The following is an 18,113-nucleotide window of genomic DNA, read 5'->3' on the forward strand; positions in this document are numbered from 1 at the left end:
CCCGCGGCCTTTTTTCATGCACTCACGCAGCGGTTCAGATCGCGGCGGTGCGGCGCTCCAGCCAGGCCAGCGCCTCGCCTTCGACCAGCGGCGACAGGCGTTCGTGCACCGTCTTGTGATAGTCGTTGAGCCAGGCGATTTCGTCGGCGCGCATCAGCGACGGTTCGATGCAGCGCGTGTCGATCGGGCACAGCGTCAGCGTTTCGAAGCACAGGAATTCGCCCAATTCCGAGGTCAGCCAGGCGCGATTGGCGACCAGGTTCTCGATGCGCACGCCCCAGCGACCCGGGCGGTAGATGCCCGGCTCGTTGGAGGTGATCATGCCGGGCTCCATGGCGGTATGCGGGCCCGGAACGGCGCGGTAGGAAATGACCTGCGGGCCTTCGTGCACGTTCAGGAAGTAACCCACGCCATGGCCCGTGCCATGGCCGTATTCCGCCCCGCCTTCCCAGATGGGCGCGCGCGCGATGGCGTCCAGCATGGGCGAAGGCGTGCCGCGCGGGAACGAGGCGCGCGACAGCGCGATCATGCCCTTGAGCACCAGCGTGAAGTCCACCTTCTGGTCGGCGCTGGGCGTGCCCACCGCGACCACGCGGGTGATGTCGGTCGTGCCGCCCAGGTACTGGCCGCCCGAGTCGATCAGCAGCAGGCCGTCGCCTTCGATGGTGGCGTGCGATTCCTGGGTGGCGCGGTAGTGCGGCATCGCGCCGTTGGCATTGAAGCCGGCGATGGTGGCGAAGCTGGGGCAGACATAGGCCGGCCGGCGCGCGCGGGCAGCGGTGATCTGCTCGTCGATGGTCAGTTCGGTGATGGTTTCATTGCCCAGCGCGCCTTCGAACCAGGCGAAGAACTCACAGAGCGCCGCGCCGTCCTGCGCCATGGCCTGGCGCACGTTCGCCAGCTCGGCATCGGTCTTGCGGGACTTCAGCAGCGTGGACGGATTGATGGCTTCGACGCGCGGCACGGCGGGGTCCATCGCATGGAACACGCCGCAGGTCACGCGAGCCGGATCGATCAGCAACTTCTGATCGAGTTCCAGCGAGGCCAGGGCATCGGCCGCCTGGGCATAGGCGGCCACTTCCACGCCATCGGCCGCGAGCACGGCGCGCAGGGCGTCGTCGATCTTGCCCTCGGCCACGAACAGCGTGGCATGGTCCAGCCCGACCAGCGCGTGGCCGACGAAAACCGGGTTGTAGTCCACGTCCGCGCCGCGCAGGTTGAAGAGCCAGGCGATGTCGTCCAGCGTGCTGATGAAATGCACGTCGGCGCCATGCGTGCGCATGGCGGCGCGCACCTGCGCCAGCTTGTCTGCGCGGGTCACGCAGGCTTCGGGCGCCACGTGTTCATAGATGGCGGCGCCAGGCAGTCCGGCACGGTCCGCCCAGACGTCGTCCAGCAGATCCTCGCGGATTTCCAGGACGGCGCCGGCCGAGGCCGCGGCCGCCGACAGGGCACGGAACGCGCCCAGGCCCAGCACCTGTCCGTCCACCCCGATGACCTCGCCCGCCTTGGCATTGGCCGCCAGCCAGTCCACATGGCCCGGCGTCGTGGCCAGCGCGATCTTCATCAGCTGCACGCAGGTGCCGGCCAACTGGGCCTCGGCCTGTACCCAATAGCGGCTGTCGACCCACAGGCCGGCGAAATCGGCCGTGACCACCAGCGTGCCGACCGAGCCCGTGAAGCCGGACAGCCAGCGCCGTCCCTGCCAGCGCGCGGGCAGGTATTCGGACAGGTGCGGGTCCGAGGACGGAACGACATAGGCGGACAGGCCGCGGCGGCTCATGGCCTGCCGCAATTGGGCGATACGGGCGTCGGTGCTAGACATGGGGGATGGGATCCTTAGCGCAACATGAAAGACATGGCGGCCAGGCTGTTCAGCGTGCGGACGGCGGACTGCATGCTATCCGTGGTGAATCGCAAGGTCACGCCGTCCACGCGTTCCAGCGTGGGCCACATGCAGAACAGGTCGGCCAGGGCCGAGCTCTGCGTCTGCAACCGGCATTCTATAGGGGCGGGAATGCGGAAAGGAACCACTCCCCCTTTCTTCGAATTGCGCACGGCGGTTTCGGCGGCGGACGCAATCGCGCGGCGCGATGCAGCAGGCGACAGGGTCACGCCGCTGCCCTGCCCATGGGCCACCTTGGTCTGCACCCATTCGGCGCCCGGGAAGGTATCGCGGGTCTCCGCGATGAAGGCATCGTCGCCGGTGCCCAGGATGACGGGCACGCCCATCTCGCCCGCCAGCGCGCCGTACAAGCCGGCCTCGCCCAGCTCCATGCCGTTGATGAACACGCGCGCAAAGGCGAAGCTGTTGATGGTGTGGGCCAGGATGCCGCGGCCTTGCGAGCGCGAGTGGTAGCCGATCATGAAGACCGCGTCGCAGCCCTCTTCCAGGCCGCCCATCATGCCGAGGTAGCGCGGCTTGCCCAGCACCAGGCGTGCGCGCTCGTCCAGGCCGTCGGGCAGCAGGTTGCGAAAGCCGCCATGCGAATCGTTGACCAGGATCTCTTCGGCGCCGCCGGCGATCGCGCCTTGCACGGCCGCGTTGGCCTCGGCGGTCATCCAGGCGCGGGCGCGCTCGTATTCGCCGTTGCCGGCGCGGACTTGTTCGGAATGGAAGACGCCAGCAACGCCTTCGATGTCGGTGGAAATCAGGATCTTCATGGGATCAGCCTCGGAGGATTTCAGAATTCGGTTTCGGACAGCCACTGGCGCCACTGCGGCGCCGCGTCGCGGATCGCGGCGCGGTGGTTGCCGTCGCGCCCCGTCACGCCTTCGGCATGCCACAGCGCGGAAATGATGGCCTGTTCGCAGGCTTCGGCGGCCGCCTCGAACAAGGGATCGATGCGGGCCTCGTGCAGCATCGCCACCGCCGGCATGGGCTGCTCGGGCAGTTGCGGCACCGTATAGGCCGTGGAAAACGCCAGCGCGATATCACCGCTGCCATGGCCGTACACCGAACCGGTGCGGGCCAGCCCTGCCCCTGCCCGCAGCGACAGGCGGCGCAACTGGCGCGAGTCCAGCGGCGCGTCGGTAGCCAGCAGCAGGATGATGGAACCCTTCTCGGGCACGATGGCGGCGTTCTCGCCCGCCTGCGCCAGGCCGCTGTCCAGCTGCTGCGCCAGCCGTCGGCCGAAGGGCCGGCCCGCCACGGTCAGGTTGGGCAGGCGGCCGAAGTTCGCCAGCACCAGCGCGCCTACGGTGTACTGCGGTCCCGCCTGGATGGAGGCCACGCGCGACGCGGAGCCGATGCCGCCCTTGAACGAAAAACACGACATGCCCCGGCCGGCGCCGACTGCGCCCTGCTCGAACCGCTTGTCCGCGGCGGCCAGCGCCTCGGCGTAATGCGATTCCTGCACCGCCAGCGCCTGGATATCGTTCAGATAGCCATCGTTGCATTCGAAGACCAGCGGATTGACGGTAGCCATGCCGCGGCCAATGCCAGGGTTCGCCGCGACCGCCGCGCGGATCTGCGCATTGGCCACCGTGCCCACGCCAAACGTGTTGGTCAGGCCGATGGGCGTTTCCAGCACGCCCAGTTCCTGCACCTGGACCAGGCCGGTGCTCTTGCCGAAGCCGTTCAGCACGGTGGCGGCGGCCGGCACCTTGTCCAGATAGGGATCGCCGCCATGCGGACGCACCACGGTCACGCCGGTCTGCAGCGGGCCTTCGGCCAGCGTGCGGTGGCCAACCGTGACCTCGCCCACGTCGCAGATCGAATCCAGCGGTCCCGATGGCAGTACGCCGATGCGGGGGATGTCCAGCGCTTGTTTGTCCATGTTCGCTACGTGTCGCCACGCTCCTGAATGTAAAACGCCGCCGCCCTGGGGCGACGGCGCAAAGATTCGCCCTCCACGCCGGCCCTTCAGGGAGGACCGGCGGCAGGATTACTTGCGGTCGATCTTGGGATCGAGCGCGTCGCGCAGGCCGTCGCCCAGCAGGTTGAACGCAAGCACCGTGAAGAAGATCGCCAGCGCCGGGAAGATCGCCACGTGCGGCGCGATCACCATGTCGGCGCGCGCTTCGTTCAGCATCGCGCCCCACTCCGGCGTGGGAGGCGAAGCGCCCATGCCCAGGAACGACAGGCTGGCCGCGGTGATGATCGAAGTGCCGATACGCATCGTGCCGTACACCACGATCGGCGAGATCGTGCCGGGCAGGATGTGGCGCATGATGATGGTCCAGTCGGACGCGCCCACGCTCTTGACCGCTTCGACATAGGTCATCTGCTTGATCGACAGCGTGTTGCCGCGCACCAGGCGGGCAAACGCCGGCACGCTGAACACGGCCACGGCCACGATCACGTTGACCATGCTGGAACCCAGGATGGCGACCACGCCGATGGCCAGCAGCATGCCGGGGAACGCCAGCAGCACGTCGGAGATACGCATCGTGATGCGTTCCCACCAGCCTTCGTAGTAGCCCGCCATCAGGCCCATGAAGGTGCCGACGATGGCGCCCATGGCGACCGACAGGAAGCCCGCGGCCAAGGAGATGCGCGCGCCCATGATGATGCGGCTGAAGATGTCCCGGCCCAGCGAGTCCACGCCCAGCCAGTGGGTCGCGGAAGGCCCGGCGTTCAGGGCGTCGTAGTCGAAGAAGTTCTCCGGGTCGAACGGCACGATCCACGGCGCGAAAACCGCGACGACGACGAGCAGCAGGACGAAGAGGCCCGCGCCGACGGCGAGCTTCTGCTTCTTGAATTTGCGCCAGAACTCGGTGGCCGGCGTGCGCACGTCGTTCTTGGGAACGGCGGCGATGGTCGTGGCGGGTGTCGTATTGCTCATGGCCGCCTCACTTGTAACGGATGCTGGGATTGATGACGCCATAGAGCACGTCGACAATCAGGTTGATCAGGATGAATTCCAGCGAGAACAGCAGCACCAGGCCCTGGATCACCGGATAGTCGCGCTGGGTCACGGCGTCCACCAGCAGGCGGCCGAGGCCGGGCCAGTTGAACACGGTCTCGACCACGATGGAGCCGCCCAGCAGGAAGCCGAACTGCAGGCCCATCATCGTGACGACGGGAATCAACGCATTGCGCAGCGCATGCTTGATGACGACGCGGCGCTCGGTCAGGCCCTTGGCGCGGGCGGTCCGCACGAAGTCTTCCTGGATGACTTCCACGAAGGAAGCCCGGGTAAAGCGCGCCATCACGGCCGCCACGGCGGCGCCCAGCGTGATGGACGGAAGTATGTAGTGTTGCCAGGTCGAGGCGCCCACGGTAGGCAGCCAGCCCAGGTTCACGGAGAAGACCTGCATCAGCATCATGCCCAGCGCGAACGCGGGGAACGAGATGCCGGACACCGCCAGCGTCATGCCGAGACGGTCGGGCCAGCGATTGCGCCATACCGCCGACACGATCCCGATGATCATGCCGAAGGTCACTGACCACACCATGCTGGCGAGCGTGAGCCACAAGGTAGGCATGAAACGGTCGGCGATTTCGGTCGAGACGGGGCGCTTGGTACGCAAGGAGGTACCCAGGTCGCCTTGCAGCATGTGGCTGAAGTAGCGCACGAACTGCTGCGGCAGGGGCAGATCCAGTCCCAGTTCCTTGCGCACGAGCTCGACGGTTTGCTGGTCGGCCTCCTGGCCCGCGGCCAGTCGCGCCGGGTCGCCCGGAAGCATGTGCACAAACAGGAACACGACCACGGCCACCAGCAGCAGCGTGGGGATCATGCCCAAAAGACGTTTGACGATGTAGGTCAGCATTGAAATTCCTGCAACATCGGCGGGGACACCGCGCCCCCGCCGTATGTGGCCTTACAGGGGCGACTAGGCCCCGAGAGTTACTGCCAGATTTACTGCTTCAGATCGATGTCGCCGAACCAGAACGAGGTGTCCGGCTCAACGTACACGCCCGACAGGTTCTTCGACTTCACGTAAAGGTTGTTCTGGGTCACCAGGAAGGCCCACGGGGCGTCCTTCCAGATGGTTTCCTGAACGTTCTTGTAGATCTCGGTCTTCTTGGCGCGGTCGGTCGTGGCCAGGGCTTGCTGGATGCCGTCGTCCACCGACTTGTTCGAGTAGTACGACACGTTGTTGAGCACCGGCGGGAATGCGGCGGTGGTCAGCAGCGGACGCAGGCCCCAGTCGGCTTCGCCGGTCGAGGACGACCAGCCGGCGTAGTACATGCGGACCTTGGCGTCTTCAGGCTTCTGCACCTGTTGGACGCGCTGCACGCGCTGGCCCGATTCCAGCACTTCGACCGACACCTTGATGCCGACTTGCGCCAGTTGCTGCTGCAGGAACTGCACCACCTTCACCGAGGTGCCGTCGTTATAGGCGGACCACAGCTGGCTTTCGAAGCCGTTGGGGTAGCCGGCTTCGGCCAGCAGGGCCTTGGCCTTCTTGATGTCGTACGGCCACGGGCCGGTCTTGTACGCGTAGTCCACGCCTTGCGGCACGACGCCGTCGACGATGGTGGCATAGCCCGAGAAAGCGACCTTGGCCAGGGCTTCCTTGTTGATGGCGTAGTTGATGGCTTCACGCACCTTGACGTTGTCGAACGGCTTTTGCTGCGTGTTCATCGACAGGTAGCGCGCCATGATCGAGTTCTGGTGATCGACCACGTCCAGCTTGTCGTTCTTCTTCAGCACGGCGGCTTGCTCGAACGGCACCGGGAAGGCGAACTGCGCTTCACCCGTCTGCACCACGGCGGCGCGGGTGTTGTTGTCCGTCACGGTACGGAAGGTCAGGGTGTCGACCTTGGGGTAGCCCTTCTTCCAGTAGCCGTCGAACTTCTTGACCTTCAGGTATTCGGCCGGCTTCCATTCGACGAATTCGAAGGGACCGGTGCCCACGGGGTGGAAGCCGATTTCCTTGCCGTACTTGGCCAGCGCGGCGGGCGAGATCATCATGGCGGCCGGGTGGGCCAGCGCGTTGATGAAGGCCGAGAACGGCTTCTTCAGCGTGATCTTGACGGTCATCGGATCGACCACTTCGGTCTTGTCGATCACGCTGAACTGGATGTAGCGCGACAGGCGGTTGTCCGGATTGGCCGGACGGTCGAAGTTGATCTTGACGGCTTCGGCGTTGAAATCGGTGCCGTCATGGAACTTCACGCCGGGACGCAGCTTGAAGGTGTAGACCAGGCCGTCTTCGCTGACGGTGTAGTCGGTGGCCAGAACCTTCTGGATCTTCAGGTCCTTGTCGAATTCGAACAGGCCTTCGTAGTAGGCCTTGCCGGCCGCCTGGTTCAGCGTGCTGTTGGTGTTGTACGGATCGAGCGTTTCCAGCGCGATGGAGACGGCGAACGTCACGTCCTTGGCGGCATGCGCCAGCGGCGACGCGATCACGCCGAAGGCCAGCGCAGCGGCGGCCATCAGTTTGGTGGGGCGCAGAACTTTCATCATTGCAACTCCTGGTTCCAAAAAAGGAATTAGGGGGTTTGGTGGAAGAAAAACAATTACGACGACTGACTCAATACGCTCCGCCGACCGGATGCCGGGCGACGAAGTGATCCGTTCCGACCTGCACCAGCGGCTGCACCACCGGCTCGTCGCCGAGCTTGCGGATAGGGCTGGGGATTTCGTCGGACAACAGCGTGCGCTTCATGTGGCGGCGGGCCGGATCGGCGATCGGCACGGCGGACATCAGCTTCTTGGTGTAAGGGTGCTGCGGATTCTCGAAAATGGCTCGGCGCGGACCGATCTCCACGATCTGGCCCAGGTACATGACGGCGACGCGGTGGCTGACGCGCTCGACCACGGCCATGTCATGCGAAATGAACAGGAAGGAAATGCCCATGTCGCGCTGCAGGTCGATCAGCAGGTTCACGATCTGCGCCTGGATCGACACGTCCAGCGCCGACACGGATTCGTCCGCGATCACGACCTTGGGGTTCAGGGCCAGGGCGCGCGCAATGCAGATGCGCTGGCGCTGGCCGCCCGAGAATTCGTGCGGATAGCGCTGCGCCATTTCGGCGGGAAGGCCCACGCGCTCCAGCAGCTCGGCCACGCGGCGCTCGGCATCGCGGCCACGGGCCACGCCGTGCACCAGCAGCGGCTCCATGATGGAGAAGCCGACCGTCACGCGCGGATCGAGCGAGGCGAACGGGTCCTGGAACACGAACTGGATGTCGCGGCGCAGGGACTGCAGTTCGGTGTTCTTCAGGCGCACGATGTCGCGGCCGCCGAAGCGGATTTCACCGCCCTGGCTATCGACCAGGCGCAGCAGCGAACGGCCGGTGGTGGACTTGCCGCAACCGGATTCGCCCACCAGCGACAGCGTTTCGCCGGGGAACAGGTCGAAGCTGACCTGCTCCACGGCATGCACGCGGCGCTGCACGCGGCTCATGATGCCGCCGCGCAGATCGAAGCGGGTGACCAGCTTGCGCACGCTCAGGATGGGCTCGCGCTTGGCATCCGGTGCGGCGGGCGCGCTGACGGGAGCGGCCTCGGGCTGGGCCTGGCCTTCGGCCTGCAGCAGCGGGAAGCGCGCGGGCAGGTCCGTGCCCTGCATGGCGCCCAGCTTCGGCACGGCCGACAGCAGCGCCTTGGTGTAGCGGTGCTGCGGCGAGGCGAATACCTGCTCGGACGGGCCTTCCTCGACCTTGTCGCCGCGGTACATGACCAGCACGCGGTCGGCCACTTCGGCGACCACGCCCATGTCGTGGGTGATGAACACCACGCCCATGTGCATTTCTTCCTGCAACTGACGGATGAGCTGCAGGATCTGCGCCTGGATGGTGACGTCCAGCGCGGTGGTGGGTTCGTCGGCGATCAGCAGCGCCGGCTTGCAGGCCAGCGCCATCGCGATCATCACGCGCTGGCGCATGCCGCCCGACAGTTGGTGCGGGTAGCGGTCCAGCACCGACTTGGCTTCCGGAATGCGGACCTGTTCCAGCATGCGCAGCGCCTCGGCGCGCGCGGCCGCGGCGTCCTTGCCCTGGTGCTGGCGGATCGATTCGGCGATCTGGTCGCCGGCGGTGAAGACCGGGTTCAGGGAGGTCATCGGCTCCTGGAAGATCATGGCCATGTCCGCGCCGCGCACACTGCGCATTTCGCGTTGGCTGGATCCGACCAGGTCGATCACGGAACCGTTGCGCCGCCGCAGGGCCATGCTGCCCTGGGCGATGCGCCCGCCGCCGTGCTCCACCAGACGCATGAGCGCCAGGGACGTCACCGATTTGCCCGAACCCGATTCGCCCACGATGGCCAGGGTCTCGCCCCGGTCCACATGGAACGACAGATTGCGCACGGCTTCGACCGTGCGCTCCGATCCCACGAAGCGCACTGTCAGGTCGTCGACCTGGACCACGCGGTTTTCCGGCAGCGCCAGGCTGTTTGCGCGATCAACCATCTCTTTTGATTCCCCAAATACTGAAAAAACGAACCCGCCGCCGCTTATCGGTAGATAGCGGTGACCGGCTTCTCGCCGACGCGGGCGTAACCTCGATACATGCCTTCCGTGTTGAACGGCAAGGCCACATTGCCCTGGGCGTCGACAGCCACCAGGCCGCCCTTGCCCTCGATGGTGGGCAGCTTTTCATGCACGACGCGGTCGGCGGCCGCTTCCAGCGACGCGCCGCAATATTCCATCTGGGCCGCCACGTCATAGGCCGCGACCATGCGGATGAACATTTCGCCCGTGCCCGTGGTGGACACCGCGCAGGTCTTGTTGCTGGCATAGGTGCCGGCGCCGATCAGCGGCGCGTCGCCCACGCGGCCGACCTGCTTGTTGGTGATGCCGCCGGTCGAAGTGGCCGCGGCCAGGTTGCCCTGGGCGTCCACCGCCACCGCGCCCACCGTGCCGAACTTCTTGTCCGAGTCCAGCGGATCGGCCGGCGCCGGCTGGCCGCGCGCGACCAGCGCCTGGCCGTCGTGGTCCAGCACCGCCGCTTCCGGCGTTTCGCGCTGCACGCGCAGCAGCTGCTCGCGGCGGGCTTCGGTGGAGAAGTAGGAAGGATCGACCAGTTCCACCCCTTCTTCCTTGGCGAAGGCTTCGGCGCCCTCGCCCACGAAGAACACGTGCTTGCTGTTTTCCATGACCTTGCGCGCGGCGAATACCGGGTTGCGCACGCGGTGCACGCCGGCGATCGCGCCCGAGCGCAGCGTGGCGCCGTCCATGATGGCGGCGTCCAGCTCGTGGGTGGCGGCGCTGGTGAACACGGCGCCATGGCCGGCGTTGAACAGCGGACAGTCTTCCAGCAGACGGACGGCTTCGGTCACGGCGTCCAGGGCGCTGCCGCCCCGGGCCAGCACGGCCTGGCCGGCGGTCAGGATGGATTCCAGCGCGCTCAGGTACTCCTGTTCTTTCTCGGGCGACATGGCCGCGCGGGACATCGCGCCGGCGCCACCGTGAATCGCGATCACGGGTTGAATCATCGTTTACCTACTCCATGGATGAGCCACGGCATGACGGACTGGGTTACCCCAGCGGCGGCCGCGACGGAATTCTTGGCCCGATAGGCCACCGCGGCCGACAGGGCTTCGATCAGCCCCAGGGCAGCGGTTTCGGAATTGGGAATCAGCTGGCGCGCGGAATACGCATACAGCAGCACGGAAGCCGTGGGCGCCAGCGGCGAGGTGGGCTTGTCGGTCAGCACCAGCACGGGCACGCCGGCCTGCTTGGCGGCTCCGGCCAGCGTCACCGTGTCGGCCAGATAGCGGGGAAAGCCGATGGCGATCACCAGGTCCTTGGACGTCATCCGCGCCATCTGGCGCGCCGCGTGCGACACGCCGCCGGGACCGGCCAGCGATTCGACGGAATGCAGATGCATGCAAAGGCCGCGCTGCAACAGGCCGGCCAGGAAGCCGCTGGCTCCGAAACCGATGATGAAAACGCGGTCGGCGGCCAGGATGGCCTCCACTGCCTGCTCGCAGGCGGCGGCGTCCAGCGACTGCAGGTTGCGCTGGGCGTTGCGGATGTCTTCTTCCAGCGTGGCGGCGAAGATCTGCACGGCGCTGGCGGAATGCGCCAGTTCGGTGCGCAGCTTTTCCACCGGCTCCAGCGCCGCCTCGAAGCCGCGCGCGAGTTCGGCGCGGAACTGCGGATAGCCCGGCAGGTCCAGGGCGCGCGCAAACCGGTTGGCCGTCGCCACCGATACCCCCACTGCCGCGGCGAACTCATCGATGGTCATGGTGGCGGCGCGGAACTGGTGCGCCAGCACGTACTCGGCCATCTTGTGCTGAGTACGGCTCAGCGCGGGCTGGGCCCGGGCGATCCGGTCAGCAATCGTAAGTGCAGCCTTGTTCATCGAGGAGGGAGGTGTAGCGGGAGTTTATGTAAATCTGTTTACAAACAAATTTTAGAGAAGAAAATAGATTTTCATACTAAGGGTATACCCGTGAAAACATGTAACAGTGCATCAAATAAAACGGGGTCGGTTTGAGGTACGCTAAGGCCCGCCCTAATGGCCTCCCACCCCCGCCACACCGGATTGACGCTATGCCCGATTGGATCTGCAAGCCGCACCAGGAACTGACCGTGACCGAGATCTACGCGATCCTGCAGTTGCGCACGGAAGTCTTTGTCATTGAACAGAATTGCATCTTCCAGGACATGGACGGCAAGGATCTGATCGGGCGGACCTCGCACCTGATGGCCTGGCAGGACGGCAAGCTCGCGGCCTATTGCCGCATCCTGGATCCGTCGCTGAAGGACGGCCAGATCGAGATCGGACGCGTCATCACCGCCCCCTGGACCCGCGGCCAGGGCCTGGGCCACGAACTGATCCGCCATGCGATGCAGGAAGTACGCCTGCGCTGGCCCGGCCGCGCCATGTATCTGGGCGCCCAGGCCCGCTTGCGCAACTACTACGGCGGCCACGGCTTTGTGCAGGTCACCGAGGAATACATCGAGGACGGCATCCCGCATGTGGGAATGCGGCTCGACGAAACGGCATAAAAAAACGCCCCGGAGGGGCGTTTTTCGTGGGTGCGGCGCAAGGATTACTTGACTGCCGACACGTCCAGCTTGGCCTGGGTCTTGGACTTGATCTCGTCCACCGTCACGCCCGGCGCCGTTTCCAGCAGCTTGAGGCCGTTTTCGGTGACTTCCATCACGCCCAGGTCGGTGATGATCAGGTCGACCACGCCCACGCCCGTCAGCGGCAGGTTGCATTCGGACAGCAGCTTGATGTCCTCGGTGCCGTCCTTCTTCTTGGCCACGTGCTCCATCAGGACCACGACGCGGCCAACGCCCGCCACCAGGTCCATGGCGCCGCCCATGCCCTTGACCATCTTGCCCGGGATCATCCAGTTGGCCAGGTCGCCCTTTTCGGACACCTGCATGGCGCCAAGAATGGCCAGGTTGATCTTGCCGCCGCGGATCATCGCGAACGAATCCGCCGACGAGAAGATCGAGGAGCCGGGCAAGGTCGTGACCGTCTGCTTGCCTGCGTTGATGAGGTCGGCGTCGACTTCATCGTCGGTGGGGAACGGGCCGATGCCCAGCAGGCCGTTCTCGGATTGCAGCCACACTTCCATGCCCTTGGGCACGTGGTTGGCCACCAGGGTCGGCAGGCCGATGCCCAGGTTCACATAAAAGCCGTCTTGCAGCTCGCGCGCGGCGCGTGCCGCCATTTCATCGCGTGACCATGCCATGTCTGTTCTCCTTAGGCCGGGCGAGTGGTGCGTTGTTCGATGCGCTTTTCGGGCGTGGCGTTCAGCACGATCCGATGCACATAGATGCCGGGCAGATGGATCTGATCGGGATCCAGGCTGCCGGTATCAACGATTTCCTCGACTTCGACCACCGTGAACTTGCCCGCCATGGCGACGTTCGGATTGAAGTTGCGGGCGGTCTTGCGGAACACCAGGTTGCCGCTGCGGTCGGCGATGTGCGCCTTGACCAGCGACACGTCCGGCACCAGCGAACGCTCCATCACGTATTGTTGGCCGTCGAACTCGCGGATTTCCTTGCCGTCGGCCACGATGGTGCCCACGCCGGTGCGGGTGAAGAAGGCCGGGATGCCGGCGCCGCCGGCGCGCAGCTTCTCGGCCAGCGTGCCCTGGGGCGTGAACTCCAGCTCGAGTTCGCCCGACAAATACTGGCGCTCGAATTCCTTGTTTTCGCCCACGTAGGACGCAATCATCTTGCGGACCTGGCGCGTATTGAGCAGCTGGCCCAGGCCGAAGCCGTCGACGCCCGCGTTATTGCTGATGCAAGTGAGGTCCTTCACGCCCGAATCGCGCAGCGCGGCGATCAGTGCCTCGGGAATGCCGCAAAGGCCGAAACCGCCCACGGCAATCATCTGGCCGTCCTTGACGATGCCTGCCAGCGCCTCCTGGGCGCTTGCAAAAACCTTGTCCATCGCTCCAACTCCTAGTTAAGGTCGAACTTGAAGAGGGCGCGGCTGCCGGCGCCGGCCCAGCAACACCGTACGGAGTCCTGTGCGGCTGGCGCCTAGGGTGGCGCGCCCTTATTGCTTTTTTGATTTTGCGCTGATTTTACCGGCATGGCCGGCCAACGCACGCGCTATTTTGGCCGGCGCCGATTCAAGCCCCGGGCTTGAACATGGCGCCCAGTTTGACCAGCACCTCATGCGGCCACGGGGCGGACGCATTGGCCACATAGTCCATCCAGACTAGCACGTTGCGCGCGCGGGCATAAGGACCGCCTTCGTCGCCCGCCCTCTCCAGCAGCAATTCGAATTCCGCGCTGGAGCGGCCTATGCGCATGAGCTTGTGCGTCACGAGCACATTGGCCGGATAGGTCAACGGCCGCAGGAAATCGCAGGACGCATGCGCCAGGATGAGTCCCTGATCGGCGGGCAGCGCGAAACCCGCGCCATAGAGTATCTGTATCCGGGCCTCTTCCATGAGGCGGAAATACATCGCATTGTTCAGATGGTTCAGAGCGTCCGAGTCGCCCCACCGCAAAGGCAGTTCGACTTGATGGATATCTCCCACGGCCAGGATCCGCGCTGAGGTTTTGTCCGCGTTCACCAATTGCTCCTGATGGCTAAAAGAAATACGAAGGCAACCATGGCCTCCGCCTGCAATACAATCGCCGATAATACTTCCAGCCATATATGGAATACATACGGGGAGCTTTGCAATGTCTGAACGCGAGTCGATGGAATATGACGTGGTCGTGGTTGGCGGTGGACCCGCCGGCCTGGCCACTGCTATCCGTCTTAAGCAGTTGGCCGCTGAGAAGAATCAGGAAATCGGCGTCTGCGTACTTGAAAAGGGCGCGGAACTGGGTGCGCACATCCTGTCCGGCGCCGTCATGGACCCGCTGGCGCTGACCGAGCTCATCCCCGACTGGAAGGATAAAGGCGCGCCGCTGAACGTGCCCGTCACGCATGACAAGTTCATGTTCCTGTCCGAAACCGGCGCGCGCACCACGCCCAACTGGCTGCTGCCGCCCTGTTTCCACAACGAAGGCAACTACATCGTCCGCCTGGGCGACGTGGTGAAGTGGATGGGCGAGCAGGCCGAGGCGCTGGGCGTGGACATCTTCCCGGGCTTCGCGGCCGTGGAAGTGCTGTACGACGAGAACGGCGCCGTCCGCGGCGTGGCCACCGGCGACATGGGCGTGGCCCGCGACGGCTCGCACACCGACCACTACCAGCCCGGCATGGAACTGCACGCCCGCTACACCGTGTTCGCCGAAGGCGCGCGCGGCCAGCTGGGCCGCCAGCTGATTGACCGCTACAAGCTGGACGACGGCCGCAATCCTCAGTCCTACGGCATCGGCATCAAGGAAATGTGGGAAGTCGATCCGGCCCAATCCAAGCCCGGCCTGGTGATCCACACCGCCGGCTGGCCGCTGGACGCCGACACCTACGGCGGTTCCTTCCTTTATCACCTGGACAACAACCTGGTGGCGGTGGGCATGATCGTTGGCCTGGACTACGCCAACCCCTGGCTGTCGCCGTTCGACGAATTCCAGCGCTACAAGACGCACCCCGCCATCCGCGGCACCTTCGAAGGCGGCAAGCGCATCGCCTACGGCGCGCGCGCCATCACCGCGGGCGGCCTGCTGGCCCTGCCCAAACTGACCTTCCCGGGCGGCGTGCTGGTCGGCTGCGAGGCCGGCTTCCTCAATGCCTCGCGCATCAAGGGCAGCCACGCCGCCATCAAGTCCGGCAAGCTGGCCGCCGAAGCCGCGTTCGACGCGCTGCTCGCGGACCGCCGCCAGGACGAGCTGGCCGCCTACCCCGCGGCCTTCGAGGCTTCCTGGCTGCATGCGGAGCTGAACAAGGCGCGCAACTTCAAGCAGTGGTTCAAGAAGGGCCGCACCGTCGCCACCGTGATGACCGGCGTCGAACAGCTGCTGCTCAAGGGCAAGATGCCCTGGACCCTGCGCCACAACAAGCCCGACCACGCCTGTCTGCAGCCCGCATCGCAATGCGCGCGCATCGACTACCCCAAGCCCGACGGCAAGCTCACCTTCGACAAGCTCAGCTCGGTGTTCATCTCGAACACCAACCATGACGAGAACGAGCCCATCCACCTGACGCTCAAGGATCCCTCCATACCGGTGCAGGTCAACCTGGCCAAGTACGGCGGCCCGGAATCGCGCTACTGCCCGGCGGGCGTGTACGAATTCGTCAAGGACGACCACGGCGAGGACCGCCTGCAGATCAACGCGCAGAACTGCGTGCACTGCAAGACCTGCGACATCAAGGACCCGACCCAGAACATCGTCTGGGTGGCCCCGCAAGGCGGCGAAGGGCCCGTCTACAGCGGCATGTAAAGCTACCGGACGCCCGCGCCCGGCCACCACAGGCGCCCCGCGGGGCGCCTTTTTTTTCGACAGGCAGGACTATCCATGACTGAACGCGTACTCCTCATCGGCTGCGGCGACCTGGGTCAGCGCGCGGCCCGGCGCTTCCTCGCGCGCGGCGACGAAGTCTACGCGCTGCGCCGCAATCCGCCGGCCGGAACGGCGGACGGCATCCGCTGGCTGCGGGGCGACATTTCCCGCGCCGACGGACTGCCCGCCCTGCCCGATGGCGTCACCCGGCTCATCCACCTGCCCGCGCCCGGCGCGCGCGAAGCCGCCGCCTATCGTGCGGTATTCGTCGATGGCCTGCAACACGTGCTGGACGCGCTGGACGCCACGCAGCTCAAGCGCATCGTGTTCGTCTCATCCAGCGCGGTCTACGGCGAACACGAGGGCGGCTGGGTCGACGAAGACACGCCGCCCGCGCCGCTGGGCAGCAATGGCCGCATCCTGCTCGAAGCCGAAGCCGCGTTGGCGGCCCGCGGCCTGCCCTCGACCGCCTTGCGGCTGGCAGGGCTGTATGGGCCCGGACGCCTGCAACTGATCGAACGCCTGCGCCAAGGCGCGGCAGGCGCGCCATCCTCTCCCCAACACTGGGCCAACCGCATCCACATCGACGACGCGGCTGCGGCCGTGGTCCACCTGGCGCTGCTGCCCCACGCCGCGCCCGTCTACATAGGCTGCGACGATACGCCGCTGCCCTTGCACGAGCTCTACGCCGACCTCGCCAGGCTGATCGGCGCCCCCGCGCCGCGCGAGGCGGCGGCGCCGGCCAACGTCGGCAGCAAGAAGCTGAGCAACGCCCGCCTGCGCGCCAGCGGCTTCGCCCTGCAATGGCCGGACTCGCGGCTCGGCTATGCCGCGCTGCTGGCAGCGGCAGGCAACCCGGACGCGCCGCAGGCATAGTTCGCCGCGCATCGAATCGTGACCGTCGAGGCTGGCGGATACTGGCGGCCGTATCCATTACCGGCCATCGCCATGCATCCTGCCCACCCCCTGCAGGCGGTCACTCACCCCGACCCCTACCCGTACTACGCCGCGCTGGCGCGCGAGCGGCCGCTGTATCGCGAGGCGGCGCTGGACCTGTGGGTGGCCAGCCATCCGGACACGATAGCGGCCATCATGCAACATCCGGCCGCGCGCGTGCGTCCGGCGGCGGAGCCCGTGCCCAAGGCACTGTGCCCAGGCCCGGCGGGCGAACTCTTCGGCCGCTTCGTGCGCATGAACGACAGCGCAACGCACACGCGGGTGAAGACCCTGCTGAGCGCCTACCTCCGCGAACAGACGGCGCAGGCCTGTATGCCCATGTGGCCGGATCCAGGCCCGCTGGACGCCGCGGCCGTCGACCGTTACCTGAGCGCCGCGCCGGTGCATGCGCAAGCCGCGTTCCTGGGCCTGCCGCCAGGCCTGTACGCGGATTGCGCCGCCGATATCGCGGCGTTCCTGTCCGCGCTGCCCGCCACCGCAGCGGCGGATCGCATTGAAGCGGGGCACGCCGCCGCGCAGCGTCTGCAGGCACGCCTGGAGTCGCATCTGCAGGCCCCAGACGCCGCGCCCGCCTTGCGCCGGCTGCGCGACGACGGCGCGCGGGCGGGAATAGCGTCGGCGCTGCTGGCCGCCAATCTGGCCGGCCTGCTGTTCCAATCCTGCGAGGCCGGCGCAGGCCTGCTGGGCAACGCCATCATCCTGGCCGGACGGCGCGGCCTGCGCGCGGACCTCACGGGCGATGCGGCGCTGGCGCTGATGGATGACGTGGAACGCAGCGACCCGCCGCTGCACAACACGCGGCGCTTTCTCGCCGCCGGCATCGACGTCGGCGGTCTATACATCGAAGCCGGCCAGACCGTGCTGCTGGTGCTGGCCGCGGCCGCCACGGCGCAGCCCGAGGCGCACTGGACTTTCGGCGCGTTCGGGCACGCCTGCCCCGGCCGCCTGCCGGCCCGCCAGCATGCGGCGGGCGCGCTCACGCGCCTGCTGCGCGCAGGCCTGGATGCCGCCGCGCTGGCGGCCCGTTTCCGTTACCGGCCGCTGCCCAACGCGCGCGTGCCGCAGTTTGATTTTTCCGAGGAGCAAGCGCCATGATCGCAGTGATATTCGAAGTCGAACCCGCCCACGGCGACCCCAATCCCTATCTGCACATCGCCGCCGGCCTGATCGACGAACTGAAGGCCGTGGACGGCTTCATCTCGGTCGAACGATTCCAGAGCCTGTCCGAGCCGGGCAAGCTGCTGTCGCTCTCGTTCTGGCGCGATGAAGCGGCGGTCCAGCGCTGGCGCACGCTGGAGTCGCACCGCCGGGCCCAGGAAGCCGGGCGCGGCGGCGTCTTCGCCAATTACCGCCTGCGCGTGGCGCAGGTGCTGCGTGACTATGGCATGAACCAGCGCGACGCGGCACCCGCCGACAGCCGCGAGCGGCATGGCTGAGGCCTG

At 66.4% G+C, this 18,113-nt stretch carries 17 protein-coding genes; 5 read left to right on the top strand and 12 right to left on the bottom strand.

Annotation, left to right across the window (positions count from 1 at the left end):
- Positions 1-34: 34 nt before the first annotated feature.
- The 9 genes from NGK62_RS02855 to NGK62_RS02895 all read right to left on the bottom strand — a co-directional run bounded on the left by NGK62_RS02855 (position 35) and on the right by NGK62_RS02895 (position 11,203).
- Complete coding sequence (locus tag NGK62_RS02855; RefSeq protein ID WP_251877345.1) at positions 35-1,825, bottom strand: aminopeptidase P family protein; 1,791 nt, start codon at positions 1,823-1,825, stop codon at positions 35-37.
- Positions 1,826-1,839: 14 nt separating this feature from the next.
- Positions 1,840-2,664, bottom strand: a complete 825-nt coding sequence (locus NGK62_RS02860) for a M55 family metallopeptidase (RefSeq protein ID WP_251877347.1) — start codon at positions 2,662-2,664, stop codon at positions 1,840-1,842.
- A 20-nt stretch (positions 2,665-2,684) separates the two neighbouring features.
- Positions 2,685-3,779 carry a DmpA family aminopeptidase gene (locus tag NGK62_RS02865; RefSeq protein ID WP_118931823.1) on the bottom strand — a complete coding sequence of 365 codons (1,095 nt, stop codon included), beginning with the start codon at positions 3,777-3,779 and terminating at the stop codon, positions 2,685-2,687.
- A 108-nt stretch (positions 3,780-3,887) separates the two neighbouring features.
- Entirely contained in the window at positions 3,888-4,787 is a 900-nt protein-coding gene (gene gsiD, locus NGK62_RS02870; RefSeq protein ID WP_059374694.1) for a glutathione ABC transporter permease GsiD, read from the bottom strand.
- Between the two features lie 7 nt (positions 4,788-4,794).
- Positions 4,795-5,715: a glutathione ABC transporter permease GsiC gene (gene gsiC, locus NGK62_RS02875; protein ID WP_013392281.1), complete on the bottom strand. Its 921-nt coding sequence runs from the start codon at positions 5,713-5,715 to the stop codon at positions 4,795-4,797.
- Between the two features lie 89 nt (positions 5,716-5,804).
- Complete coding sequence (gsiB, locus tag NGK62_RS02880; RefSeq protein WP_059374697.1) at positions 5,805-7,358, bottom strand: glutathione ABC transporter substrate-binding protein GsiB; 1,554 nt, start codon at positions 7,356-7,358, stop codon at positions 5,805-5,807.
- A 67-nt stretch (positions 7,359-7,425) separates the two neighbouring features.
- Entirely contained in the window at positions 7,426-9,306 is a 1,881-nt protein-coding gene (locus NGK62_RS02885; RefSeq protein WP_054450703.1) for a dipeptide ABC transporter ATP-binding protein, read from the bottom strand.
- A gap of 44 nt (positions 9,307-9,350) precedes the next feature.
- Entirely contained in the window at positions 9,351-10,331 is a 981-nt protein-coding gene (locus tag NGK62_RS02890) for an isoaspartyl peptidase/L-asparaginase family protein (protein WP_059374702.1), read from the bottom strand.
- Positions 10,328-11,203, bottom strand: coding sequence for a MurR/RpiR family transcriptional regulator (locus tag NGK62_RS02895; protein WP_059374704.1), 876 nt, complete (start codon positions 11,201-11,203; stop codon positions 10,328-10,330). Before NGK62_RS02895 ends, NGK62_RS02890 begins: the two co-directional genes overlap by 4 nt.
- Positions 11,204-11,394: 191 nt before the next feature.
- Between NGK62_RS02895 and NGK62_RS02900 the strand changes: the two genes are divergently transcribed.
- A complete protein-coding gene (locus NGK62_RS02900; protein WP_251877349.1) occupies positions 11,395-11,853 on the top strand; it encodes a GNAT family N-acetyltransferase in 459 nt (152 codons plus the stop codon).
- 44 nt (positions 11,854-11,897) lie between these two features.
- Here the strand turns inward: NGK62_RS02900 and NGK62_RS02905 are convergent, their stop codons facing one another.
- The 3 genes from NGK62_RS02905 to NGK62_RS02915 all read right to left on the bottom strand — a co-directional run bounded on the left by NGK62_RS02905 (position 11,898) and on the right by NGK62_RS02915 (position 13,895).
- Positions 11,898-12,551, bottom strand: coding sequence for a CoA transferase subunit B (locus NGK62_RS02905; RefSeq protein WP_054450695.1), 654 nt, complete (start codon positions 12,549-12,551; stop codon positions 11,898-11,900).
- 11 nt (positions 12,552-12,562) lie between these two features.
- Positions 12,563-13,261 (bottom strand): CoA transferase subunit A, encoded by a 699-nt coding sequence (locus NGK62_RS02910; protein WP_025137174.1) that lies wholly within the window; start codon positions 13,259-13,261, stop codon positions 12,563-12,565.
- A 184-nt stretch (positions 13,262-13,445) separates the two neighbouring features.
- The gene (locus NGK62_RS02915) at positions 13,446-13,895 is read right to left on the bottom strand and encodes an acyl-CoA thioesterase (protein ID WP_059374708.1); all 450 of its coding nucleotides are present in this window, start codon (positions 13,893-13,895) and stop codon (positions 13,446-13,448) included.
- 112 nt (positions 13,896-14,007) lie between these two features.
- Here NGK62_RS02915 and NGK62_RS02920 point away from each other — a divergent pair, with 112 nt between their 5' ends.
- From NGK62_RS02920 to NGK62_RS02935, 4 genes are all read left to right on the top strand, one after another.
- The gene (locus NGK62_RS02920; protein ID WP_251877351.1) at positions 14,008-15,654 is read left to right on the top strand and encodes an electron transfer flavoprotein-ubiquinone oxidoreductase; all 1,647 of its coding nucleotides are present in this window, start codon (positions 14,008-14,010) and stop codon (positions 15,652-15,654) included.
- Positions 15,655-15,729: 75 nt separating this feature from the next.
- Positions 15,730-16,590, top strand: coding sequence for an NAD-dependent epimerase/dehydratase family protein (locus NGK62_RS02925; RefSeq protein WP_251877353.1), 861 nt, complete (start codon positions 15,730-15,732; stop codon positions 16,588-16,590).
- A 72-nt stretch (positions 16,591-16,662) separates the two neighbouring features.
- Positions 16,663-17,766, top strand: coding sequence for a cytochrome P450 family protein (locus NGK62_RS02930; RefSeq protein WP_251877355.1), 1,104 nt, complete (start codon positions 16,663-16,665; stop codon positions 17,764-17,766).
- On the top strand, positions 17,763-18,107 hold the full coding sequence (locus NGK62_RS02935; protein WP_059374714.1) for an antibiotic biosynthesis monooxygenase family protein: 345 nt from the start codon (positions 17,763-17,765) through the stop codon (positions 18,105-18,107). Before NGK62_RS02930 ends, NGK62_RS02935 begins: the two co-directional genes overlap by 4 nt.
- Positions 18,108-18,113: the final 6 nt, after the last annotated feature.

The sequence above is a fragment of the Achromobacter sp. Marseille-Q4954 genome (assembly GCF_943737025.1).
GTDB classification, from domain to species: Bacteria; Pseudomonadota; Gammaproteobacteria; order Burkholderiales; family Burkholderiaceae_B; genus Achromobacter; species Achromobacter bronchisepticus_A.